General features: G+C 39.3%; 15 protein-coding genes. 13 read left to right on the top strand and 2 right to left on the bottom strand.

All coding sequences use genetic code 11. The features are described 5' to 3' along the window. The first annotated feature begins 410 nt into the window (after positions 1-410). The 5 genes from D1Z92_RS12800 (at position 411) to D1Z92_RS12780 (ending at position 5574) form a co-directional block, all read left to right on the top strand. Positions 411-1568: a serine hydrolase domain-containing protein gene (locus D1Z92_RS12800; RefSeq protein WP_128896071.1), complete on the top strand. Its 1158-nt coding sequence runs from the start codon at positions 411-413 to the stop codon at positions 1566-1568. Between the two features lie 189 nt (positions 1569-1757). Continuing rightward, positions 1758-2201, top strand: coding sequence for a DUF4871 domain-containing protein (locus tag D1Z92_RS12795; RefSeq protein ID WP_128896070.1), 444 nt, complete (start codon positions 1758-1760; stop codon positions 2199-2201). Between the two features lie 150 nt (positions 2202-2351). After that, positions 2352-3575, top strand: a complete 1224-nt coding sequence (locus tag D1Z92_RS12790) for an MFS transporter (RefSeq protein ID WP_128896069.1) — start codon at positions 2352-2354, stop codon at positions 3573-3575. A 231-nt stretch (positions 3576-3806) separates the two neighbouring features. Next, positions 3807-4553: a DUF2087 domain-containing protein gene (locus D1Z92_RS12785; protein ID WP_128896068.1), complete on the top strand. Its 747-nt coding sequence runs from the start codon at positions 3807-3809 to the stop codon at positions 4551-4553. Positions 4554-4830: 277 nt separating this feature from the next. After that, on the top strand, positions 4831-5574 hold the full coding sequence (locus D1Z92_RS12780; protein ID WP_164931613.1) for a thioesterase II family protein: 744 nt from the start codon (positions 4831-4833) through the stop codon (positions 5572-5574). A gap of 263 nt (positions 5575-5837) precedes the next feature. Here D1Z92_RS12780 and D1Z92_RS12775 read toward each other — a convergent pair whose 3' ends face one another. Beyond that, positions 5838-6803 (bottom strand): Na/Pi cotransporter family protein, encoded by a 966-nt coding sequence (locus tag D1Z92_RS12775; protein ID WP_306438819.1) that lies wholly within the window; start codon positions 6801-6803, stop codon positions 5838-5840. 292 nt (positions 6804-7095) lie between these two features. Here D1Z92_RS12775 and D1Z92_RS17365 point away from each other — a divergent pair, with 292 nt between their 5' ends. The 8 genes from D1Z92_RS17365 to D1Z92_RS12740 all read left to right on the top strand — a co-directional run bounded on the left by D1Z92_RS17365 (position 7096) and on the right by D1Z92_RS12740 (position 21917). Then, positions 7096-7254, top strand: a complete 159-nt coding sequence (locus D1Z92_RS17365; protein ID WP_164931612.1) for a hypothetical protein — start codon at positions 7096-7098, stop codon at positions 7252-7254. 312 nt (positions 7255-7566) lie between these two features. Then, complete coding sequence (gene addB / locus D1Z92_RS12770) at positions 7567-11202, top strand: helicase-exonuclease AddAB subunit AddB (RefSeq protein WP_128896065.1); 3636 nt, start codon at positions 7567-7569, stop codon at positions 11200-11202. Continuing rightward, on the top strand, positions 11177-15028 hold the full coding sequence (addA, locus tag D1Z92_RS12765) for a helicase-exonuclease AddAB subunit AddA (protein ID WP_128896064.1): 3852 nt from the start codon (positions 11177-11179) through the stop codon (positions 15026-15028). Before addB ends, addA begins: the two co-directional genes overlap by 26 nt. Positions 15029-15059: 31 nt before the next feature. Beyond that, positions 15060-16241, top strand: a complete 1182-nt coding sequence (locus D1Z92_RS12760; RefSeq protein ID WP_128896063.1) for a metallophosphoesterase family protein — start codon at positions 15060-15062, stop codon at positions 16239-16241. Further along, on the top strand, positions 16238-19744 hold the full coding sequence (locus D1Z92_RS12755) for an AAA family ATPase (RefSeq protein ID WP_128896062.1): 3507 nt from the start codon (positions 16238-16240) through the stop codon (positions 19742-19744). Before D1Z92_RS12760 ends, D1Z92_RS12755 begins: the two co-directional genes overlap by 4 nt. 133 nt (positions 19745-19877) lie before the next feature. Continuing rightward, on the top strand, positions 19878-20177 hold the full coding sequence (locus D1Z92_RS12750; RefSeq protein WP_128896061.1) for a DUF5316 domain-containing protein: 300 nt from the start codon (positions 19878-19880) through the stop codon (positions 20175-20177). Positions 20178-20344: 167 nt separating this feature from the next. Next, positions 20345-21271: an Rpn/YhgA-type helix-turn-helix domain-containing protein gene (locus D1Z92_RS12745; protein ID WP_128896060.1), complete on the top strand. Its 927-nt coding sequence runs from the start codon at positions 20345-20347 to the stop codon at positions 21269-21271. Positions 21272-21602: 331 nt separating this feature from the next. Beyond that, positions 21603-21917 carry a hypothetical protein gene (locus D1Z92_RS12740; RefSeq protein ID WP_128896059.1) on the top strand — a complete coding sequence of 105 codons (315 nt, stop codon included), beginning with the start codon at positions 21603-21605 and terminating at the stop codon, positions 21915-21917. A 94-nt stretch (positions 21918-22011) separates the two neighbouring features. On the opposite strand, the gene D1Z92_RS12735 is transcribed toward D1Z92_RS12740, so the two are convergent. Beyond that, a complete protein-coding gene (locus D1Z92_RS12735) occupies positions 22012-23433 on the bottom strand; it encodes an NAD-dependent malic enzyme (RefSeq protein ID WP_206099758.1) in 1422 nt (473 codons plus the stop codon). Positions 23434-23604: the final 171 nt, after the last annotated feature.

The following is a 23604-nucleotide window of genomic DNA, read 5'->3' as shown; positions in this document are numbered from 1 at the left end:
GTCTCTTAACCGTAGGGACTACGGGGATAGCCTAATAAACAATTGGCGGTTACGCTGATGTTCTTAGGAATCCCCCACTTCAAGCAACCCGAAAGGGTGATAAGTGGTGGGTCGTTCAAATAAAGATATTTGACATAATAGATATACATAATTCCACATACTATAACCCATTAATGTATAGTTTATATCTTTCCCCATTAATAGGGATAGCCATACAAGAAGGTTACATTTCTAGTATTAACGAGAAGGTTGCCTATTACTCTCCCAAACTTATAAATAAACAAACAGATATCCGAAAAAAAGAAATCACGATAGAGCATGTAAATGATGAGTAAGTCATAAAGTACTCCCAACCGACATATCATGTTTATCGCTGGTAAAAAAAGTATGAAATAAAGGAGAGAATACTTGTGCAAACATGGTATCAAAGAAGGGATGGGAGGCTTTATCTTAAGCTTCTTATGTGTGTGTTGTTTTTATTCATTGTTATTTTAGCAGGATGCAACAACGAGGACGAAATTGAAACGTATTGGCCTACAGAAGAATGGAGAACGACCACACCTGAATCAGTCGGTGCAGATTCCAATGATTTAGCAGACATGTTCGAACTTATTAAAAAAAACAACTTACCAATGGATGGACTCATTGTCGTCAAGGACGGTTATATTATTGCTGAAAAGTATGGTAATAACTACACCATAGATGATTTTCATGAAGTTCACTCCATTACAAAAACTGTGACATCTGCCATATTAGGTACTGTTATGAGGGATGGAATTATTAAAAGTACAGAAGAATATGTATTTGATTATTTAGATGAGAGTCCATTAACCAGTATGAAAGAAGAAAAAAGTAACTTAACGATTAAGCACTTCCTGACGATGACTTCGGGCATTGATTTTCCTGAAGTTACAATGGAAGATTTTTATAACTCAAAGATATGGGAACAATTTGTTTATGACAAGCAGCCACCCTACTATTATTTAAATCGTCGATTACGCGAAGATGCACCAGCTTGGAATTACAGTAGTGGAGATACCCATATTGTATCTACCGTCATACAAAAGGCATTAGGTGAACCAATAGATGAATATGCACAGAAATATGTTTTTGATCCCATCGGCATACAGGAAGTCAAATGGGAGAAGGATGTTTCTGGTGTTAGTTTTGGTGGTTTTTCCATGAGCATGATCCCTAGAGATATTGCACGTATGGGCTACTTATATTTGCAAGATGGGGTTTGGGATGGTGAACAAATTTTTGCTGAAGGATGGGTAGATGAAAGTACACAGCCGTATGAAGAAGTAAACCTCTTAGAAGATGGGCAATACGGTTACTCCATTTGGCTAAAGAACATAGCAGGCTACGATACTTTCATGGCAATAGGTTATGCGCAACAATATATGGTGGTTGTTCCAGACCTAGAACTTATAGTTGTGCAAACTTCCAACAATATGGATTTGCTACCACTACTAGAGAAATATATCATTCCATCTATCCAATCAGATGAACCTTTGCCGGAGAATGAAACAGCATATGAGAGATTGCAACAACTCCTAAATGGTTAGGTCATAAAGGTGGTTGGGTATACAAAGACACTTGCTCATGAGTAGTAAGTGTCTTTTTTGTTGTTATATCCTACTATTGGTATCTTTAGTTTTTACAGGTATATATTACCTTGTAATTTTTGTATAATATAAAAGAATATATCTTAATCAATTTAAAATTTTAAAAAAATAATTGAAAGGAGAATTCACATGTTGAAATCATCTTTTGGATTAATAATTTTTATTGTTTTGATAACAGGTTGTGTAGAAGAAAATGAGTCACAAAACTGGCAAGAGAGTAGTATATTTACATCGGAAATTGCAACGATGATTGGGGAAGAAGGACGTATAGGTGTAAGATATGATGATACTGAATTTGGTAGGTTCTATGCAAATGAGGAAGCGTTTAAACGTATGTGGCATCTTTGGGGCGATGAAGATGAGTTAAATGAAAAATTAAAAGTTATTGGCACTCACGAAAGTGGAGGTGATCCAATTACACTTGTTTCAGGGATAGTTATAGGTTCACCGAATAATGGGGCCGATGGGCATACAATATCAAGCCTCTTATTCCCACAAAGTGGGATGTGGAAGTTAGATGCATATACAGGGGAAAGTTTATTTGGAACAATCTTTGTAAGAGTGCATGATTAAGTAGGATACTTTACCAAACTTATGAGAGAAACAAAAACATCATCTCACTTCTAACTCTATCAACCAGCATGTCACACTTGCTCATGAGTAGCAGGTAAAGTAATAACAATAGTATGGATGTAAAATAAGACTGATGATGTGGAGGGTGGTATGAAAAAAGTTAATGTTAATGGATTGTGGAAGAATGCTGATTTCATGAAGTTTTGGACGGGTGAAACGTTGTCTATGTTTGGAACACAATTAACTGCGATTGCACTCCCTATTTTAGCAGCGGTAACGCTGAATGCTAATGCGATGCAAATGGGGGTCCTAAATGCTGCTCAATTTGCTCCGTATTTATTCGTTACATTATTTGCAGGTGTATTTATTGATCGGCATCGCCGTTTACCCATCATGATTCACGCCCATTTGGGTAGAGCGGTATTATTAGGATTAATTCCATTAAGTTTTTTCTTTGGTTTTTTGAAAATGGAATATCTATATATTATCGCGTTTCTCGTCGGTTGTTTGAATGTGTTGTTTGATGTGTCCTATCAGTCGTATCTTCCCTCCCTAGTAGATCGTAAAAATGTAGAGGAAGGCAATACAAAACTTGAGATTAGTCGTTCTGTTTCGCAAGTGGCAGGTCCAGGTTTGGGAGGGATATTGATCTCACTACTATCTGCTCCATTGGTTATTTTGCTGGATGCTGTTTCTTTTTTAGTCTCCGCTATTACTTTTTCATTCATACGTAAAAAAGAGACAATAAAGAAGAAGGTACAGTGGCATCAGAGTGTTTTCGTTGACATTAAGGCGGGTCTAAGTATTGTGTATAAAAATACATACTTAAGGGCGATATCTTTTGAAGCTGCAACGTATAATTTGTTTAGCCAAGTAACGTGGGCTGTGATGGTGTTATATTTAACAAGGAATTTAAACTTTAGCCCACAGCTTATAGGTTTTATACTAGCAGTATCCAGCGTAGGTTCATTAGTCGGCTCTTTTCTATCTCCATACATTGTAAAAGTATTTAAAACTGGGCCAACGATACTGGGAACGATGATTTTAGCATGCGCATCACCAATTTTAGTACCTTTAGCCGTGGGACCTCAGTTCGTTGTTGTACCTATTATTGTGATTTCGTTTTTCTTAGCAGGGATCGGGTTAGTTGTATCTAATGTACATGTAATAAGTTTGAGACAATCTATTACGCCAGAACATTTGTTAGGAAGGATGAATGCGAGTTATCGTTTTGTTGTTACGGGAACAGCTCCGTTAGGGGCCCTGTTAAGGCGGATGGTTAGGTACGATGATTGGCCTTCGTATGACTTTAATTGTCGGAGCAGTTGGAACAATTTCTGCGTTAATGTGGGTGTTTTTCTCTCCTGTACCTAAACTTACAGGTTTACCAGAACCAATTGAAGAAGCAAAGTTGTAAAATATGATAGTTGATGACACTTGCTAATGAGTAGCAGGTGTTTTTTATTGTTTTTTTTCAAATAGAAATTTTGTTAAATTAAAATACTGCCTATTTTTATAAACAATAATTATTTTTGTTTGATTATATTTAGATATTATATTATTATGTTTATATATTAACTTATTAAAAGGTAGGTGTATTCAACAATGCAGCAATCAAACAAATTTTGGAATGCAAGTATAGAACAACTCAAGCAAGGTTACGTTGAGGAAAAAGACACATTTGCATGTTTATTATGTGAGAAACAAATAGAGAAAGGTCAGATTTACGTAGATAAAGATAAATATTATGAAGCAGAGCGATACATGCAAATGCACATTGAACATGCGCATGAGTCTGTGTTCCATTCTTTAATGCAAATGAACAAAAAATTAACTGGGCTCACAGAACATCAAAATAAACTGTTGAGATTGTTTTATGATGGAAAAAATGATACGGAAATCAAGCAAGAAATGGGTGTAGGAAGTAATTCTACAATAAGAAATCATCGATTTTCACTAAAGGAAAAAGAAAGGCAAGCTAAAATTTTTCTAGTCATGATGGAACTACTTCATGAAAAAGATCAACATGCTCCACAATTTGTAGAAGTACACAAAACAGCGACGATGCTCGATGATCGTTATAACATCACCAAAAAAGAGCAAGAAGATGTATTGAAAAAGTATTTGGTTGACGGGCAACTAAAGCGTTTTCCAAGAAAAGAGAAATTCAAACTGATTATTTTAAGTGAAATAATACAAAAATTCAAAGTAGACAAAAGTTATATCGAAAAAGAAGTGAACGAAATATTAAAAACATTTTATGTTGATTATGTTACACTACGCAGATATTTGATTGAATACGGTTTTTTAGATCGCAAAGATGACGGAAGTCAGTACTGGGTAAAAACATGATACAATGTTTCAGCTTTTCGTAAACAAAGTATAGACACATCAAACACCTGCTCCCTACGCAGGTGTTTGAAAGATGCTCTAAAAGTGTAATATATTTATCATACTCACTAACAGCTAGTTATGATAGGAAAGATATTTTAGCAGTGTCTTCCATTGCAGAAATTTGATATATTAGAAGGTAGCAGATTTTACATATTACTTTTATGACTAATCATAAAATCGAAACAATCATTGAATGGTATACAATGCATCTGAAAACGAGGTTGAGGTGGGAATAGTGGAAGAATGGTTTTTTCATTACGATAATCAAGGTGAAAGTTCAGTTCGGTTATTTTGTTTTCATTATGCTGGTGGATCATCCAATACGTATAGGAGCTGGAATAGGGGGGAATTAAGTCCTTCTGTTGAATTAATAAGTATGGAGTTACCTGGGAGAGGCCGTAGATTTAATGAACCATTGTTGTCTACCATGGAGGAGGTAACGTCATCGGCACTAAAAGCCATTTTACCTTATAGGGATAAGCCGATGGTCTTTTTTGGACATAGTATGGGAGCGTTAATGGCATTTGAATTAGCTAGAGCATTAGAAAAAGAAAACATTAAATTAGCTCATCTCATCACTTCTTGCTTCTATGCACCACAGTTACCTCGTAAAGATAAGCAAATAACAGCATTGCCTGACGAACAATTTCTAAGAGAAGTACAGAAACTAAATGGAGTTCCGGATCTTTTAATGGAAAATAAAGAATTAATGGATTTGTATACACCGATTATGAAAAGTGATTTTAAAATAATTGAAAATTATACATATACCGACGGAGAAAAGTTGCATTGCCCTATCACGGCAATTACAGGGAAGAAAGATAAGGCGATAACGTATGAAAAAATAGTGCCTTGGAAAGAGCAAAGTCACTTGGCAACAGACTATCAATTATTTGAAGGGGATCATTTTTATTTAAATAAAGAGCGGGCAGAACTACTTTCACTTATCCAATCCATATGCGCTCCCATAATACGATGATCTATCTCATATGAATAAACACGGGCATAAAAGTTTACACCTCCGTAGCCAGACGTAAAGGTTGTGTTATAGAAATTTCTTCATCTTATGCATAGCGGAAATAAGTTGTCGAACAAGTTCATCCAACTTATATACATAGATTGGAGTACTGTTATACGTACTTTACTTGACTAAGTGTCCCACCTTACAACTAAATAGGTGCGACACTTTTTTACTATAATAGTAAATGAAGAATATAAACATGAGTATGAAAAGTAAAGTGACTATGTATGTTTATTTCGTTTATTCCAAATAGATAAATAGCATAATGGAAGGGCAATAAATGAACATAAAACATTGTATATTGTTTGTGCATGGGCGATTTGTGCTAAGGAATCATTGGAAAACCAAGCTGCCATATACCATAACAATGGTATGAGAGGAAAAAAGATAACAGCCCCTACTATATTAAGTAATACATGCGTCCAAGCTACGAAATAGCCACCGCGGCTTCCTCCTATGCTGGCAATTAAACTGGTTATACAGGTGCCAATGTTCACGCCTAATACGATAGCAATTCCGATTTCTATCGATATGGCTTGCATAGAAGCGAGACTCATCGTAATAGCAATCGCCGCTGTTCCGCTTTGTATAAGAGCCGTTAAAGCTGCTCCCGCGACTACTCCCCATACTAGACTTTGCTGTGCATGTTCCATAAACCACGTAAAAAGCCCTGCCGATTGCATTGCAGGTACAGCAATCTTCATGATTTCCATACCAAGTAAGATACATGCAAATCCTCCTGTAGCAAGTGAACCATAACGAACAAGATGGAAGAGTTGCAGTGAAACATAATGACGGTGCTGTAAAGGCGTTTTAATAGGCAAAAAGCTAATCATCCAAAGACATGAAGAGGTAATAAAAAGCGGCAAAGCAATCTCTCCAATGTTTAGTCCGATCAATTCCGTCGTTAGGCATGTACCAATATTCGTCCCCAAAATAACACCAATCGTACGACCATAAGATAGTAATTGTGCATTCACTAATCCGATAATCATCACAGTGACGGCACTGCTACTTTGGAGAATAGCGGTTACCATCGTCCCTATTAGCAAGCCACGTAAGGGCGTTTTTGTGGTAATGGCTAAAATATGTTCCATTTTAGAACCTGCACCTTTATGCAGTGCAAGCTCCATCACTTTCATGCCAAACAAAAAAACAGCAAGGCCGAGTAGTAGAGGAATAATCATATCATGAAAAATGATGGCTCACCCCTTTTCCAAAAATGTCTTCTTTTGCTGAAAAGTGATATGATAAGGAATAGAATAGCTGTTCGACCCAGAAAGTGGTCAGCAGAGAAATTGCTTCTCTATGTTAAAATGGAAGAGCTGTTTTACTGAAAAGTATCTGTCATATTAAAATATATGAGGAGATCAGACAAGCATGCTAACAAATAACGTGGATGCAAGGAGGATCATGGTTGGCTATTGTCATTTTACATAAGCAATGCAAAAGCTAATATAACAGAAAAGAGGGAACATCATGAAATTAGCAGGATACATCGTTGTAGGCATCGTATTAACATACGGTTTGTTTTTATTAGGAGCGTTAGGTTTATTAATAGCTATAGGTTCACTGTTTGGATTGGTTTACTATAACTTTAAAGAACTAAAAGAAATAAAAGCAAAACTGGAAGACTAAAGGCTTTGTTTTACAAAGCCACTTCGAAAGCCGAAGGCTTTGCATAGCAAAGCCACATCGAAAGCATGAGGAAAAAAAGTGAAACTTCGTTTCACTGATTCCCGAAGGCTTTGCTATGCAAAGCCACTTCGAAAGCATGAGGATAGAAAGCTAAGCTTGCTTAGCTAAATCCGTCCTAAAGGCTTTGTTTTACAAAGCCACATCGTAAGGATAAGTCTTTGCACGTAAAGCTGTGATTAGTATGATCAGAATGGTTTTCAAACAATAAAGTGATGTATAACGATATAAAGTGTAAGCTAGGGAGGGTGTTGGATGTCCGTACAATTTATGATCGGTCGAGCAGGTAGCGGAAAAACAACAAGGAGTATTAACGAAATAAGAGAACAACTACAAGCGAAACCGTTAGGTGATCCGCTTATTTATCTTGTGCCAGAACAAGGTAGTTTTGAAGCCGAATATGAGTTGGCATCCACAGAAGGCTTGTCTGGGATGCTGAGAGCACAAGTGCTTAGCTTTCGTCGCCTTGCTTTTCGCGTATTGCAAGAAACAGGTGGCATGGCGCGAATACCGGTGGATGATCTGGGTAAAAAAATGCTGATTTATCATTTGCTGCTTCAGCATCAAGAAACCCTCCCCAGCTTATCACGTGCATCACAGCAAATGGGTAGTGTACAGCAAATATTAGATACATTTAATGAATGGAAACATTATTGTGTGACAACGGATACGTTGGAGCAGGTTGTTGCTACTTCTAATGATCCACATGATTCTGAAAGTCAATCCCAACAACACCTGAATGAAAAGTTGGATGACTTAGGGAAACTGTTCTCTCGTTATGAAGCTTGGCTATCGGATACGTATATGGATGCCGAAGATTACTTGACGCAGCTTGCAGCACAGCTCATGCAATCGGAATATTTGCGGCACGCTGAAATATGGGTGGACGGATTTCATGGGTTTACTACACAGGAGTATGAAGTGCTTTTAAGCCTGATGCAAGTGTGTAAAAAAGTGACCATTGCGCTCACACTAGATCGTGAAGTGACAAGCATGGAGGAATTGTCCGATTTAGATCCTTTTCATCCTACGGCAGTCACGATGCGCACCATTGAAAATATGATCGAGACGTATAGTCTAGAAAAATTACCAACTGTACAGTTAAGCAGTAAAAAACGACCTAGTATCAGACACGAGAAGCAGCCGATGTTAAGTCATCTCGAAGCATACTATCATCATCGTAAACCTTTTTCTCCAACTCAGACGGTGCAATCTTCTTCCGCTCCTAAAACCATTACGTTGAATGCGGCAGTGAATAGGCAGGCGGAAATAGAAGCGATAGCGAGAGAAATTTTGACGATTGTTCGCGAAGATAGCAGTATTCGTTTCCGAGATATTGCTATGATGGCGAAAAATCGTGAAGCGTATCGGGATCATATCGCCCACGTATTTTCACAAAGTGGAATTCCGTTCTTCATGGATCAAAAGCGGACAGTGCTGCATCATCCACTAGTGGAGTTTATTCGTTCAGCGCTTGAAGTTGCTGCTTACCACTTTCGATATGAAGCGGTATTTCGTTGCATCCGTACCGATTTTTTACTACCAGTGGAACATGCTGAGCAAGCAATGGATGTGGTGGAGGAAGAACGTTTGTCACAGTGGCAAGAGAAAGATAGAGCGGCACGTTCATTAATCGACGAATTAGAAAATGTGGTGCTCGCTTACGGGATTCAGGGCGATAAATGGACGGAAAAGGCAGATTGGGACTACGCTATTCCACATATCGATCGCATCAATATGGTGAAGGATTGGATCTCCACTCCACTTCGTTCTTTTGTAAGGAAAATAAAAAGAGCGACGACGATTGAGCAGCAAGTAGAAGCGTTATATGGTTTATTAGAACAGAGCAATGTTGCGGTCCGTTTAGAACAGTGGCACGATCTCAGCGTGAGGGATGGAAAACCAGAACAAGCGAGAGAGCATGTGCAAATGTGGAACAGTGTGATGGATGTGTTGGATCAGTTAGTGGAAGTGCTTGGTAGCGAACAAGTGTCACTTTCTTCTTTTATCGGATTGGTCGAAACGGGATTACAAAGCATTCAACTAGCTTTAATTCCTCCAGCATTAGATCAAGTACTTATTGGAGATATCGATCGAACACGATCCAACAAAATTAAAGTCGCATTTATTATCGGTGTGAATGATGGCGTGTTGCCTAGTAAGTTTGCAGAAGAAGGCATGTTTAGTGAACAAGAACGACAGCTGTTGTCGGCGCAAGGGGTGGAGATGGCACCGAGTCTTACCCGTAAATTGTTGGACGAGCAATTTAACGTGTACATGGCGTTGGGACTTCCTAGTGAACGGTTGTCACTTAGCTATCCTTTAGCTGATGAAGAGGGTAAAAGTTTAATGCCTTCAGAAGTTATTCGCCGTGTACAAGCGATGTTTCCTATGTTGGAAACAAATTTATGGCTAGTGGAACCCGATGCGGAACAAGATTTGCAAGCGCAACTGTCATTCGTTCGTGATCCTAGGCAAACTTTATCTTACCTTGTTGTGCAGTTAAGGCAATGGGTAGCGGGAGAAGCGATAGATGACATATGGTGGGACGTATATAACTGGTTTTGCTCACATGCGTTATGGCGGGAAAAATTGCATCACGCATTGTACGGTCTATTTTATAGTAATAGAGAGAGAAACCTTAGCCCACGTATGACGAAGGCATTGTACGGCGCACAGCTAAGAACCAGTGTGTCTAGAATGGAGAAGTTCGCATCGTGTCCGTTCTCTCATTTCGCAGCAAACGGATTGAAGTTGCAAGAGAGAAAAATGTACAAGTTACAAGCACCCGATGTAGGGCAGTTATTTCATGAAGCGCTGAGTCATATCGCCATCGATTTGCAGCAAAATGAAGTGCATTGGGGCTCCCTCTCTCAAGAGGAATGTATTCAGTATGCGGATAAAGCGGTAGATGCATTGACACCGAAATTGCAGCGACAAATCTTACTCAGCTCTAAGCGATACGGCTATATTTCTCGCAAGTTAAAAACGATTGTGGGCAAAGCTTCGCAAGTGATTGGTGAACATGCAAAGCGTGGTGAATTTGTACCAGCGGGTGTGGAAATTGGGTTTGGCCCAGGAGAAGCACTTCCGGCACTAAGCTTCACATTAGAAAACGGAACGAAGATGGAAGTTGTAGGAAGAATTGACCGTGTCGATCTTGCCCCTATCTCTAGTGAGGCGGAGCATGGCTTATTTGTTCGTGTGATCGACTACAAATCTAGTCAGACCAACTTGCAAATGAGCAACGTATATTACGGGCTGTCTTTGCAGTTGTTGACGTATTTAGATGTGGTGGTCAGTCAATCTAAGGCATGGCTAGGACAAGATACGAAGCCAGCAGGCGTACTGTATTTTCACGTGCATCATCCGATGATTCAAACCCAACATGCGGTGGAAGAACAAGAAGCGAAAAAGCGTTGGTTCAAACAATACAAAATGAAAGGATTACTCCTTGCAGAACAAGAAGTGATTCAAAAAATGGACCATCACCTGCAAAAAGGACATTCAGATATTTTACCTGTCGCCATGAAAGCAGACGGGAAATTTTATAAATCAGCATCCGTCATTACGATGGAGCAGTGGCAGCAATTACAGCAATTTGTGCGCAGTAAAATGCAGCAAATAGGTACAGAAATCATGAGTGGTAATGTGGACATTGCTCCGTATGAAATAAAAAAGCAAACGCCTTGTCAATTTTGTGCTTACAAAGCGGTTTGTCAATTTGATCCGCTATATGAGGATAATGATTACCGTCATTTAAAAGTGTGCAGCCGTGAAGAAGTGTGGATGAACATGGAACAAGCACAGCATACAGCGCAAACGACGGCAACGCATACGCAGCAGCGAAAGGAGTACATCATAGATGGTGCCAACAAAACCGAACAATAGTCAATGGACAGATGATCAGTGGCAAGCAATTTATGCAAGAGATAACAATATTTTAGTCTCTGCTGCTGCGGGATCGGGAAAGACGGCGGTACTCGTGGAACGCATCATTCAGCGAATTACGGATGAACATCATCCGATCAATATCGATGCTTTGCTCGTTGCTACTTTTACGAAAGCCGCTGCGGATGAAATGAGAGAAAGAATACGTATCAAATTAGAACAACTGACAGAGGAAAATAACGGTAGTGAACATGTGAGACGACAATTAGCGCTCATTCATAAAGCATCGATTACTACGCTGCATTCGTTTTGTCTAGAAGTGGTGCGAAGACACAATCAAGTTTTAGGATTAGATCCGGATTTTCGCATTGCCAATGAGACGGAAGTACAGCTACTGAAAAAAGAAGTGATGGAAGAGCTATTTGAACATTACTATGCTACGGAAACAGAAGACAGCACATTTTGGCAATTGGTAGACAGCTACAGTTCAGACAAAAGTGATGAGCCCTTATTACAGCTTGCTGCTTCGTTATACGAGTTTTCAAGAAGTCATCCCGATCCACAGCAGTGGATGAAGCAGATGGCAGATTCGTTTTCACAAGAGCACTCAGATGGAATGCGAATGTGGATGCATGCATTATTGCAAGATGTAAAATTACAATGTCAAAGCGCGTTGCACGCACTTCAGCAAGCAGAGCAAGGGGCTTTGCTGGACCATGGGCCGCAAGCGTATGTACCGAATATACAGGAAGAGATGGCTCACCTTCATGCCATCCTTGATTTATGTGAGCAAGGCAGTTGGCAACCTGTACAGGAGAAATTTCAACAATTTACATTCGGTAGATTGAAGCCTTGTCGTGGCGATCAACTAGATAAAATGTTACAGGAAAAAGTGAAAAAGTATCGAGATGAAGCGAAAAAAGTAGTTCAAACGTTAGCAGAGCAGCTGTTCACTAGAACACAGGAACAATTTGGACAAGAGCTACAATCTTTATACCCTGTCATCCAGATGTTAGTGAGTATCGTCTCCACATTTTCGAATCATTATCAACAAATGAAAAAGGAAAAAAATATCGTCGACTTTGCAGATTTAGAACACTTTTGTCTGCAAGTGTTAGCTGATATCGACGAGTCTTCGGGAAAAATACAGCCGACAGCTGCGGCATTAGCATATCGCGAACAGTTTGCAGAAGTGCTATTAGATGAGTATCAGGATACGAACCGAGTGCAAGAGCTGATCGTATCTCTCCTATCCAGAGAAGCGCCAGGTAATCGTTTTATGGTTGGTGATGTAAAGCAGAGTATTTATCGTTTTCGTCTAGCAGAACCTGAAATATTTTTAGGGAAATATCAATCTTTTACGTCTTATCGCGTGGATAAAGCTAATAGTGAAGGCCATGAACGACATGACGCTGACGATAACAGTGACATCAATGCAACATCTGATGGAAGTGTAATCGATCTCGTGCGTAATTTTCGCAGCAGGCAAGGGGTATTGAGCGGTGTAAATTATTTATTTATGCAACTCATGAACGGTGGCATGGCTGAAATCAGCTACGATGAGCAAGCCCAGTTAGTTTATGGGGCAAATTATCCCGAAGTAGATCCATTGCTTGGCGAAGATGAAGCCATTGAAGTAGCACTCATAGACCGGAGTGAAGACTTGAAAGAAGAGGATAACGAGGATGAAAGTGAAGGTGGTGCAGAAACTCCATCGATGAACGAAGCGGAATTAGAAACCGTACAGATGGAAGCGAGAATGATGGCGATGTACATTCAGCAGTGGATGGGACAAGATCGTCAGCCGAAAATGGTGTATGACAGTAAGTTGAAAGGAAAGAGACCACTGCAATACCGAGATATCGTGGTACTATTGCGTGCTACGGCGGAGTGGGCACCTGTCATCATGGAAGAGTTCCGCCATGCAGGTATACCCTGCTATGCAGATTTGAATCGGGGTTATTTTGAAGCTGGTGAAATTGAAGTGATGATGTCCTTGTTGCACATTATCGATAACCCGCAGCAAGATATTCCACTAGCTGCAGTGCTTCGCTCTCCGTTCGTTCAGCTGAGTGCAGAACAGCTTGCACTGATAAGAAGTCAGGATAAAGAAAGTTCGTTTTATCATGCGCTAATGCAGTATGTGAAACGTCCAGACGCATCAGAAACGTTACTGCAAGCGAAACTAGCATCGTTCATGCAATTAGTAGATCAGTGGCGTGATGAAGCGAGACAAATGCCAGTTGCTGATCTCATATGGAAAATCTACAAAGATTCTGGCTACTATGATCTCGTTGGTGGGCTTAATGGCGGTATGCAGCGACAAGCCAATTTGCGTGTATTGTTTGAACGCGCTAAACAATATGAACACACCTCATTTCGTGGTTTATTTCGCTTTTTACGTTTCATTGAAAAAATGCGAGAAACGGGAGGAGATTTGGGTACGGCACGAGCGCTTGGTGAACAAGAAGATGTCGTCCGTATAATGTCCATTCATAAAAGTAAAGGATTGGAATTCCCTATTGTATTTGTTGCGGGAATGAATAAGCAATTTAATCAGCGGGATCTAAACGGATCTTTTCTCATGCACAAAGATTTAGGTTTTGGACCTAAAATGATAAATGTAAAGCTTCGCGTTAGTTATCCTACATTACCTCATTTAGCGATCAAACGTAAAATGCATCAGGAGATGCTAGCGGAAGAAATGAGAATATTGTACGTTGCGATGACGCGCGCAAAAGAAAAGCTCATTATGGTCGCAACGGTTCCGCAATTAGCAAAGAAATTGGAGACATGGCAATCTCACATCGATCCAGCACAGGTAGCTCTTCCAGAGGCGATACTGAGCAAAGGTCGAACGTATATGGATTGGTTAGGCCCAGCGTTGTTACGTCATCCAGATGCAAAGCGTTTACTAGATCTAGCTGACTTAGAAGATGAGATAGGCATGTTAACACATGAAGCACAGTGGAAAGTGAACGTAATTACTGCAGAGCAATTTGCACAGGCGGCAGCTACAAAAGAGCAGCGAATTGGCACGGTACTAGACAGTTTGGCAACAGCTACGCCTGTAGCGCATATGTCTAGTGACTTGCAACAGGAGATAACAGAAAGACTTTCGTGGCAGTATGGTTTTCAAGAAGCTACCACTTTATTTTCCAAGCAATCGGTCTCAGAGATGAAGAGGCAGTCGGATCAGTGGCATGCAAAGGCACAGGGTATCGATAACAATAGTATTGTGACGCAGCGTCCAGCAGCTCAAAAATTGTTGCGTAGACCCAAATTTATGGAAGATAAAAAATTAACGCCAGTAGAACGAGGTACAGCTTATCATACGCTAATGCAACACATGCCACTGCATGAAAATATAAATAAAGATACGGTGAACCAAACGCTAGATCATCTCGTACAAAAGCAATGGATGACAGAGAAGCAAAGAGAAGCGATTGATATCCAAGCGATTGTAGGTTTCTTTCAATCTCAGATTGGGCAACAAATGGTACAGGCAGAACAATGTTTTCGTGAAATTCCTTTCAGTTACGCCCTACCTGCTGCCAAAATGTACCCTCAGGCAACAGAAAACGTTGCGGAAGAACCTGTTTTAGTACAAGGGGTTATCGATGGCTTGTTTACGAAAGGAAATGGATTGGTGTTATTGGATTACAAGACGGACAGTATGCACGGTATGACAATAGAGCAAATAAAGCAGCGATATCAGTTGCAGATGAAAGTGTATGCACAAGCAGTAGAGAGCATTTGGCATAAACCGATAGTAGCAAAATATTTATATTTATTCGATACAGCAACCGTAGTAGAAATGGAGTAGAAAAAGGAAAGAAGATGGAGGAGGGGACACAGTGCGTATATTGCATACTGCAGATTGGCATTTAGGTCGTACGTTAGAAGGACGAAGTCGCTTGGCAGAGCAAGTTGATTTTTTAGATGAGTTAGTTACGATTATTCGTGATGAAAAGATCGATATCGTATTATTGGCAGGAGATGTATACGATACGGTCAATCCTCCTGCTGCAGCAGAACAACTATTTTATGATGCGATCGCAAGGATAACGGACGGGGGGAAAGTTCCTGTCGTTGCGATTGCGGGTAATCACGATAGCCCTGACCGATTAACAGCGAGCAATCCTCTAACAACAAAGCAAGGACTGACGATCGTAGGATTACCGACGACGGAGATGCAACAGATTGTCATACCTCGTACAGATGAGATTGCGACGATATACGCCTTACCTTATCCTTCGGAATCGAGATTAAATCAATGTTTAACTAGTGAAACGGACGAGGACAAGTTGCAACAAGCATATGCACAGCGAATAGCACAACTACTGAAACAGCAATCATCACATTTTCAATCCCACTGTGTTAATTTAATCATGAGCCATCTATATGTTTTTGGTGGTAAAGAAACGGATTCGGAAAGACCGATTCAAGTAGGAGGTGCATATACGGTTCCTGCATCGGTATTCGATGTAGGTGCACAGTATACGGCTTTAGGTCATTTGCATCGACCGCAATGTATCAAACCGACTGTTCGTTATAGTGGCTCTCCGTTAGCGTATAGCTTTTCGGAAAGTGGACAAACGAAGTCCGTCACGATTATCGATGCGTCACCAGGACAAGAAGTTACGCAAAAAGAAATTTGGCTTACTTCAGGTAAACCGCTAGTAAAATGGCGTGCCAAAAAAGGTGTGTCGGAAGTATATCCATGGTTGCTGGAAAAAAGAGATGCCAACGCATGGATCGATTTGGAATTAGAAGTAGATCAATTTTTAACAAATGAAGAAATTGCGAAAATAAGAAAGCATCATGAAGGAATCATTCATATTCGTCCCATTTTGACACAAGAAGAAGAGGAATTATCTAGTACGTACAGAATGCAAATGCCTATCGATCAACTGTTCAAGCAATTTTATAAAAAGCAAACTGGCGGTGCAGAACCAGACGAAGAAACGATAAAGTTATTTTTACAATTGGCATCACTAGATGAAACGGATCAAAGTAGAAAGGAGAAGGCAGAATGAAACCGATTCAATTGAGCTTGGCGGGGCTGCAAAGCTACCGGGAACGGCAAACGATTGATTTTACCTCTTTGTCGGAGGCAGGGATATTCGGTATATTTGGTCCGACTGGGAGTGGAAAGTCTTCCATACTTGATGCGATTACGTTAGCCCTATTTGGTAAAGTGGAGCGAGCAACAAATGGCACGCAAGGTATTATGAATCATGCGGAAGATAAGTTAGAAGTTTCGTTCACCTTCTCTTTAACCGTAGGCAAACATATTCATGCTTATCGTATAGAACGTCAGTATAAGCGTGCAAATGACGTATCTCTTAAAAATACAATCAGTCGCTTTATTGTTCATGTCGGAACAGAGCAAGAAAAAATCACCTCGGATAAACAACAAGACGTCAATGCTGCTGTCGAGCAATTGTTAGGCTTGACCATGCAAGATTTTACTAGAGCGATCGTATTACCTCAAGGAAAATTTGCTCAATTTTTGACGTTAAAAGGTGTCGAGAGACGGCAGATGTTGCAGCGGATTTTTTCACTAGAAACGTATGGGGATCGATTGCAGCAAAATATTAATGCAGAGAGTAAGGCAGCAGATGTGCAAATCAAGCAAGCGGAAGCAGAACAGATCGGTTTAGGAGACGCTTCTGTAGAAAGAATGGAACATCTCTCAGCACAATTGCTTGAGGCAAATGAGCGCGTGAAAAATGAGCGAGAACGCGTACATACTATCGGAATAGAAGTGGAAGAAAAAAAACAATGGTGGCAATGGCAACAAGAGCTAACCACATTGCAAAAAGAACAACACATGCTAGAAGAACAACGGCCTACCGTTCAAGCAAAGAAAAAAAGATTAGAGCAACTACAGCAAGCATTAGCATTAAAGCCGATTTGGCAAGAGCGAGTAGGTGTAGAACAAGCTTGTGAGCAACTGTCACAGCAGCTACAACAACGACAAACGGAAAAGCAGACTCACGATCAACAATACGAACAAGCAGTTAACACTTTACAGCAATACAAGCATCAATGGGAGCAAGAACAACCTGCTTTACAGCAACAATTACAGCAAGCAATGCAAGCGTTGGAAGTGGAGCAGGAGCTGTTACAACTGCAACAAAAACAGCAGCAAGCACACACAGAAACAGAAAAATTAACAGTGCAATGTCAGCTTCATCAACAACAATGTGAGCAAAAAGAAAGCCAGCATGAGCGAGCGTTGCAAAAACAACAAGCTTTAAAGCTTCAATTAAAGTCAACTCATATCCATCCTGATGAGCGAGCGCAGGTCACAAAAGCGCAGGTCATGAAAGATAAAATGCAAATGGTGCGGCAACAATTAGTGCAGGCAGAGCAAGAACTGGAAAAGAACAAACACCAATGGCAAGGGGAAAAACAACAACAAGATACATTGCAACTTCAAATGCAGCAATATCTCACCACGTTTCAAGCTCACTTTCAGCAGGTTGAAAAAATAGATCAAGAGTTGAGCATAGCCGTAGTAGATAGTGGGAAATTAGAAATGGAGCTAGATCAAACCATTGCACAATGGGATACGTATTTACATGGTCAACAACTAAAGCGTTATGCCGTGCAGCTAGCACAGCAACTAGAGGGAAATAAGGCCTGTCCTGTTTGTGGTTCTTCCCATCATCCCCATATCGTAGAGATGGAGAAACATCCTGAACATGAGCAGCATGATGTTCAGCAATTACAAGAGTTAAAAAGAACGTTAGAGCCACTACAGATGACATTGCGTCATGTACAGATGGATAGAGAACGCCAAATGCGTCACATTCAACAATTAGCGCACAACATCAATGCATTTTCTAAGCAAGAAGCACTTTTTACATGGCAAGCTAACGATCATGCCGTATCTGAAGCTGCAGTTACGACGATGAATACTTCCATATTCCATAAAGATAAAAACGGTGAAGATGAAAGTCACAACGAATCTCTTCCTCCTTCCCACAGTATAGTAGCTAAAATATCATCCAAGTTATCTATTCTGGAAAAATATATGGATCAAATCAAACTACAGCAAGAGAAAGTGATGTCTGCATTGCAACGTGAAATAGATGCAATGTCACAGCTCCAATCACAAATACAAACAAAACAGCTTCTTGCACAAAACCTGCAAGACACACTGCGTATGAACGAGCAAAAATATCATGATATCAACGAAACTTGGAATCAGCTGCAAAACGATTGGCAAAAGCAATTTCCAACGATAGCAATGGAGCAAGTAGAAGATGTGATTACTGCTTTAGAACAAAAAGAAGAGCAACAGCGTGAACTCAATGAACGAATAGAAAAAAGCATCACGTTCATTGAACAAGTGCAGCAACAAATACTTTCTATGCAAAAAGATAAAGTGGAAGCAGAAAAAAGTTTGCATAGCGCAAAGACAGCTTTAACACATCACGAGCAGGACATATTACAAAAAGAGTCCCAACTACAACAATGGTTAGGCGGTAAGCAAGCACGAGGTGTAAAACAGCAAATCGAAGAGACGTTACATGCACTAAAAATGCAACTGCAGCAAGCAGAGGAAATGGCACAGAAAGCACAAGCCAGTACAATACAAAGTGATAAAAATGTCACGTCAGTGGAACAAAAATTACAATGGAATACGACGCAATTACAAAAAATAGAGCAGACGTGGCAGCAGGCATTCACGGCTAGTTCTTTTCAACATGAAGACGATATCCAAGCTGCATATGAAGATGAAGCTTTAGTTCCTCAGTGGGAAAACGAACTACAGCATTACGAAGAACAAGTGAAGCACAATATCGTACAAATGAACCAATATGAAAGCAAACTTGCAGGTCATCACATTAGCGAAGAAGCGTGGCATGCATTACAGCAAAAAGAACTGGAAGTGAAGCAAGCGTTAGAACAGGCATTACAGTGGAAAGCAAAAGTGGAGCAAGAACACGAAGATATAACGCGAAAACATGAGCGTTGGCAGCAATTAGAAGGGGATTTACAAAGGCTGCGTGATGAATTTCAACGTTTACAGACGCTGCAAACGATTTTCCGTGGAAATGCTTTTGTGGAATTCATAGCAGAAGAACATTTGCTGCATATTAGTAGGCATGCTTCTTCTCGTTTAAGTCAACTATCTAGACAGCGTTACGCCTTAGAAATAGACTCAAATGGTGCTTTCGTTATTCGTGACGATGCAAATGGTGGCGTGAAGAGGCCGGTAACGACGCTATCAGGTGGGGAAACTTTTTTAACATCACTATCCTTAGCATTGGCTCTTTCTGCGCAAATACAATTGAATGGCCAGTACCCGTTACAATTTTTCTTTCTGGATGAAGGTTTTGGTACGTTAGATCCTGAATTACTAGAGACAGTCGTTACGGCATTAGAGAAAATACAATCTGACCAATTAAATATAGGCATCATTAGCCATGTTCCAGAGTTGCAACAACGACTGCCGAAAAAATTAATGATCATACCAGCGACGGATGCAGGAGAAGGAAGTACCATACGCATGGAAAGTATGTAGTAAGTGATATGCTATATGATGAGTTAAAAACATACGATAACACGGACAAAAAGGAGAAGCTAAATACTTCTACGATACTTCCTTTACGTTTCGCGAATTACAATTGTTGCAAATGAAAAAGGGGCTGTGGAGTTTGAAAAAATCTTTACTTATAGGTGCTGTTCTATCTGTCATCGTTATGATTGTTGCCGGCATAAAACAAGATATGCAGCTTATCCTTATAGGCAGTGGATGGATTGCTTTAGGAGCTATTGTGCTTTCAGGTATTTTGTTGGGTGCATTTATCTCAGGAGATCAGATTAGGGCCAATACTGCTGGAGAAAGCAGAGAGGACAGAAGAGAAAGAGTAAAGATGTCTATAAATATTGTATTCGTAGGCTTACCGAGTATTGTAATCTTTATCATCTATTTTGTTATCTATAATTATGTCTAATTTCTAGCATTAGTATATTTCATATAACAATGTTATAGTTTTTCATCGAAAAGGGTTTATGCTGCATACAAGCATAAACCCTTTTCGATGAAAAACTCTTTTGTTTTGCGGTAGTTTATATATTTTACAAATATGATTTTTGAATAATGGAAATGGTATAATAGTTTATGAAGAAGAAAGGTGATATTTTGAAAGAAAACAAATCAACATCGTATCTTATTCACCGAAATAATTATGATATTGTTTTTAAATGTATCTCAGAGTTATTTCAAGACGATTTTTTGCATGCGATAGGAATAGATGTCGGACATGTTGTGCAAATGATCCCAACTAACATTATTACTGTTGAAACTACGGATCTTGAAGTTGACTTTCTTTGTTTGCTTGATGACGATACGTATTTGCATTTAGAGTTTCAAACCACAAGTAAACAAGAGGACTTAGATCGATTTATGAAGTATGATGCATTACTATATGATAAATATAAAAAGCCAGTTCGCACTGCAGTCATTTATGGTGCTGACGTTCTATCTGCTAAATCTGAGTGTAACTACGGTTCCATCACATATCATGTAAGTAATATATTTTTGAATAATTATGATGGAGACATGATTACTGTTGAGTTAATGAAAAAGGCAGAAAACGAAGAAGAATTTTCGCAAGAAGAATTGGCAAAGCTTATACTACTTCCTTTGATGAAAACGTCCGAGTCACGTTCGGAAAGAGTTATTGATTCTGGGCAAATAGCTAGAAAAATAAAGAATGAGGAAATACAAAATAGAATATTAGCCATGATATTAGCAATGTCGCACAAGTTTTTATCCGATGAACAAATTGATGAATTTTTGGAGGTGATGGAAATGAATAAAGTGTTTGAAGCGATAGAGAAAAAAGCTTGGGAAAAAGGAATTGCAAAAGGAATCGAACAAGGAATCGAACAAGGAATTGAAAAAGGCATCGAACAAGGAATTGAAAAAGGTTTAGAAAAAGGAATTCAAGGTATTGCGGAAAAAATGTTAAAAGAAAATGTTGATATCAAAACGATTAAAAAATTTACTGGGCTATCTGAAGAAGAGATTAAAAACTTACAGTAGTAGATTTAACGAATTAGCGAATTAGAAACGATTCAAACTTTCATTCTATGTATTGTTGTTAAAAAAGGATTTATGCTTGTATACAGCATAAATCCTTTTTTACTTACTTCTTCTTGGATTTGGCCGTTTCTTCATCGTGTTGATTGCCCATTTGTTTCTGCTTAGCTCTGTTATTTGTGTTTCTAGACAAGTTCCTTCCTCCTTTTCATATTGTTAACCCACGCTATATTAACTTTAGCTTCCAAACCCATTGTATGTACATTTTTACGTAGAAAATATTAGTAGCCTTCTGCCTATAGATGAATATCTTAGAATAGGAGGTGTACTAAGGATGGACAATAAAGAACGGATGAAGAAACTGTGTGAAAAGTATATGCACCGTTATGTTATGGTACAAACAACAAATGGCGGTACTTATGATGGGATCGTAGAGAATATAGATGATGAGAATGTATACTTAGCTGTCCCAAACTGTGATGAAAATGCGACTCGTTCATTTAGTGGGAATTATCATGTGAATCAATTTTATCGTTATCCTTATGGGTTTGGTTATGGCTATCCTGGTTTTTTCTATCCACGTTTTCGAAGATTTTTCTTTCCGTTAGCAGCACTAACAGGCTTAGCCTTATTGCCTTATTACTGGTGAAATTGTTAAGGAAAAAAAGAGAAGCTCAATCGTTCGTCGAACTTCTCTTTTTTCTATATGACGTTTCAACAACTTGTACCGTCTTTCAACAGAACTATGAGCGAAAATCACGAGGAATTCTGCGGGCAACACCCGTATCGATCGCCGCTTGAATGACTTTTAGTCGAATAGATTTCACGACTTTTTTATTAAACACACTTGGTATAATATAATGCTTACTTACTTCTTCTTCACTAATGACCCCGGCAATCGCTTCTGCAGCAGCAAGTTTCATTTCCTCGTTAATGGTGGATGCACGGCAATCTAATGCTGCACGAAAAATCCCAGGGAAACAAAGCACATTGTTGATTTGATTTGGAAAATCGGATCTACCCGTAGCAATAACTGCAGCAATATCTTCGATCTCTTCTGGCATAATTTCTGGCACAGGATTTGCCATCGCAAACACGATAGGGTCGGTTGCCATTCGTTCAATGTCTTCTCTTTTTAAGATGTTTGCTGTAGAAACACCGATAAATACGTCTGCTCCCTTTAGCACTTCACTAAGTGATCCTTCATTTTCATTTGGATTAGAGTGCTGTGCGTACCAATTCCATACTGGTTGATCATAGGTTTTAGATTTCACTAATGCACCTTCACGGTCCACACCAATGATTTCTTTTACTCCACCTGCCATCAACATTTTGCTGCATGCTACTCCTGCAGCACCTATACCGCAAATGACAACTTTAACATCACTTAATTTTTTATTTACAGTTTTAAGTGCATTGATTAAAGCTGCGTATAATACAACAGCTGTTCCATGCTGATCATCGTGAAAGACAGGAATATCTAATTCTTGCTTTAGTCTTTCCTCTATTTCAAAACATCTTGGAGATGCAATATCTTCTAAATTAATACCACCGAATGTTGGGGCAATATGTTTGATTGTTTCGATAATTTTTTCTGTATCATTCGTGCTCAAACTGACAGGAAAAGCATCAACATCAGCCAATTCTTTAAAAAGCATAGCTTTCCCTTCCATGACCGGCATAGAGGCATGAGGGTGAATTTTTCCTAGACCTAAGACTGCACTCGAATCCGTAACAACAGCTACGGTATTTCTTTTAATGGTTAAGCTGTATGCCTTTTGAGGGTCATTTTGGATAGCCATACAAACTCGGGATACTTCCGGTGTGTAAACTCTCGATAAGTCATCTCGATTTTGAATTGCATTTTTAGATTTAATTTCGATTTTCCCACCTAGATGAAGAAGGAAGGTGCGATCTGAAACGTTGACAATTTTTAAACCTTCCATTTTTTCCAATTCATTAACGATTAGATCTATAATATTTGTTTTTACTGTTGTTACGGTTATATCTCTAATGGTTGTAGTTTGATATGTAGAAATCACATCAATGGCAACGATATCTCCACCTAATTCAGAAATAGCTGTGGCCATTTCTGCAAACTTCATTCCTACTTTATCCATTTCTACGCGTAGAATGAAGCTTTTCCCACTTAAAGGATTCATGATTATGCCTCCTGCTGAATGTATTTATTCATATAATATAAATATAATGTTAAATAAGTTGTTCAATCAACTTATTACCGCTATGCATAAGATGAAGAAATTTCCATATGACAACCTTTACGAGTGGCTACTGAGTCGTAAACTTGTAACCATTATTCCTTTATCTTATATAGT

Origin of the sequence: Longirhabdus pacifica (assembly GCF_004115085.1) — a bacterium.
In the GTDB taxonomy this organism is placed as follows: Bacteria; Bacillota; Bacilli; order Paenibacillales; family DSM-105158; genus Longirhabdus; species Longirhabdus pacifica.
This window is presented reverse-complemented; position numbering and strand designations above follow the sequence as displayed.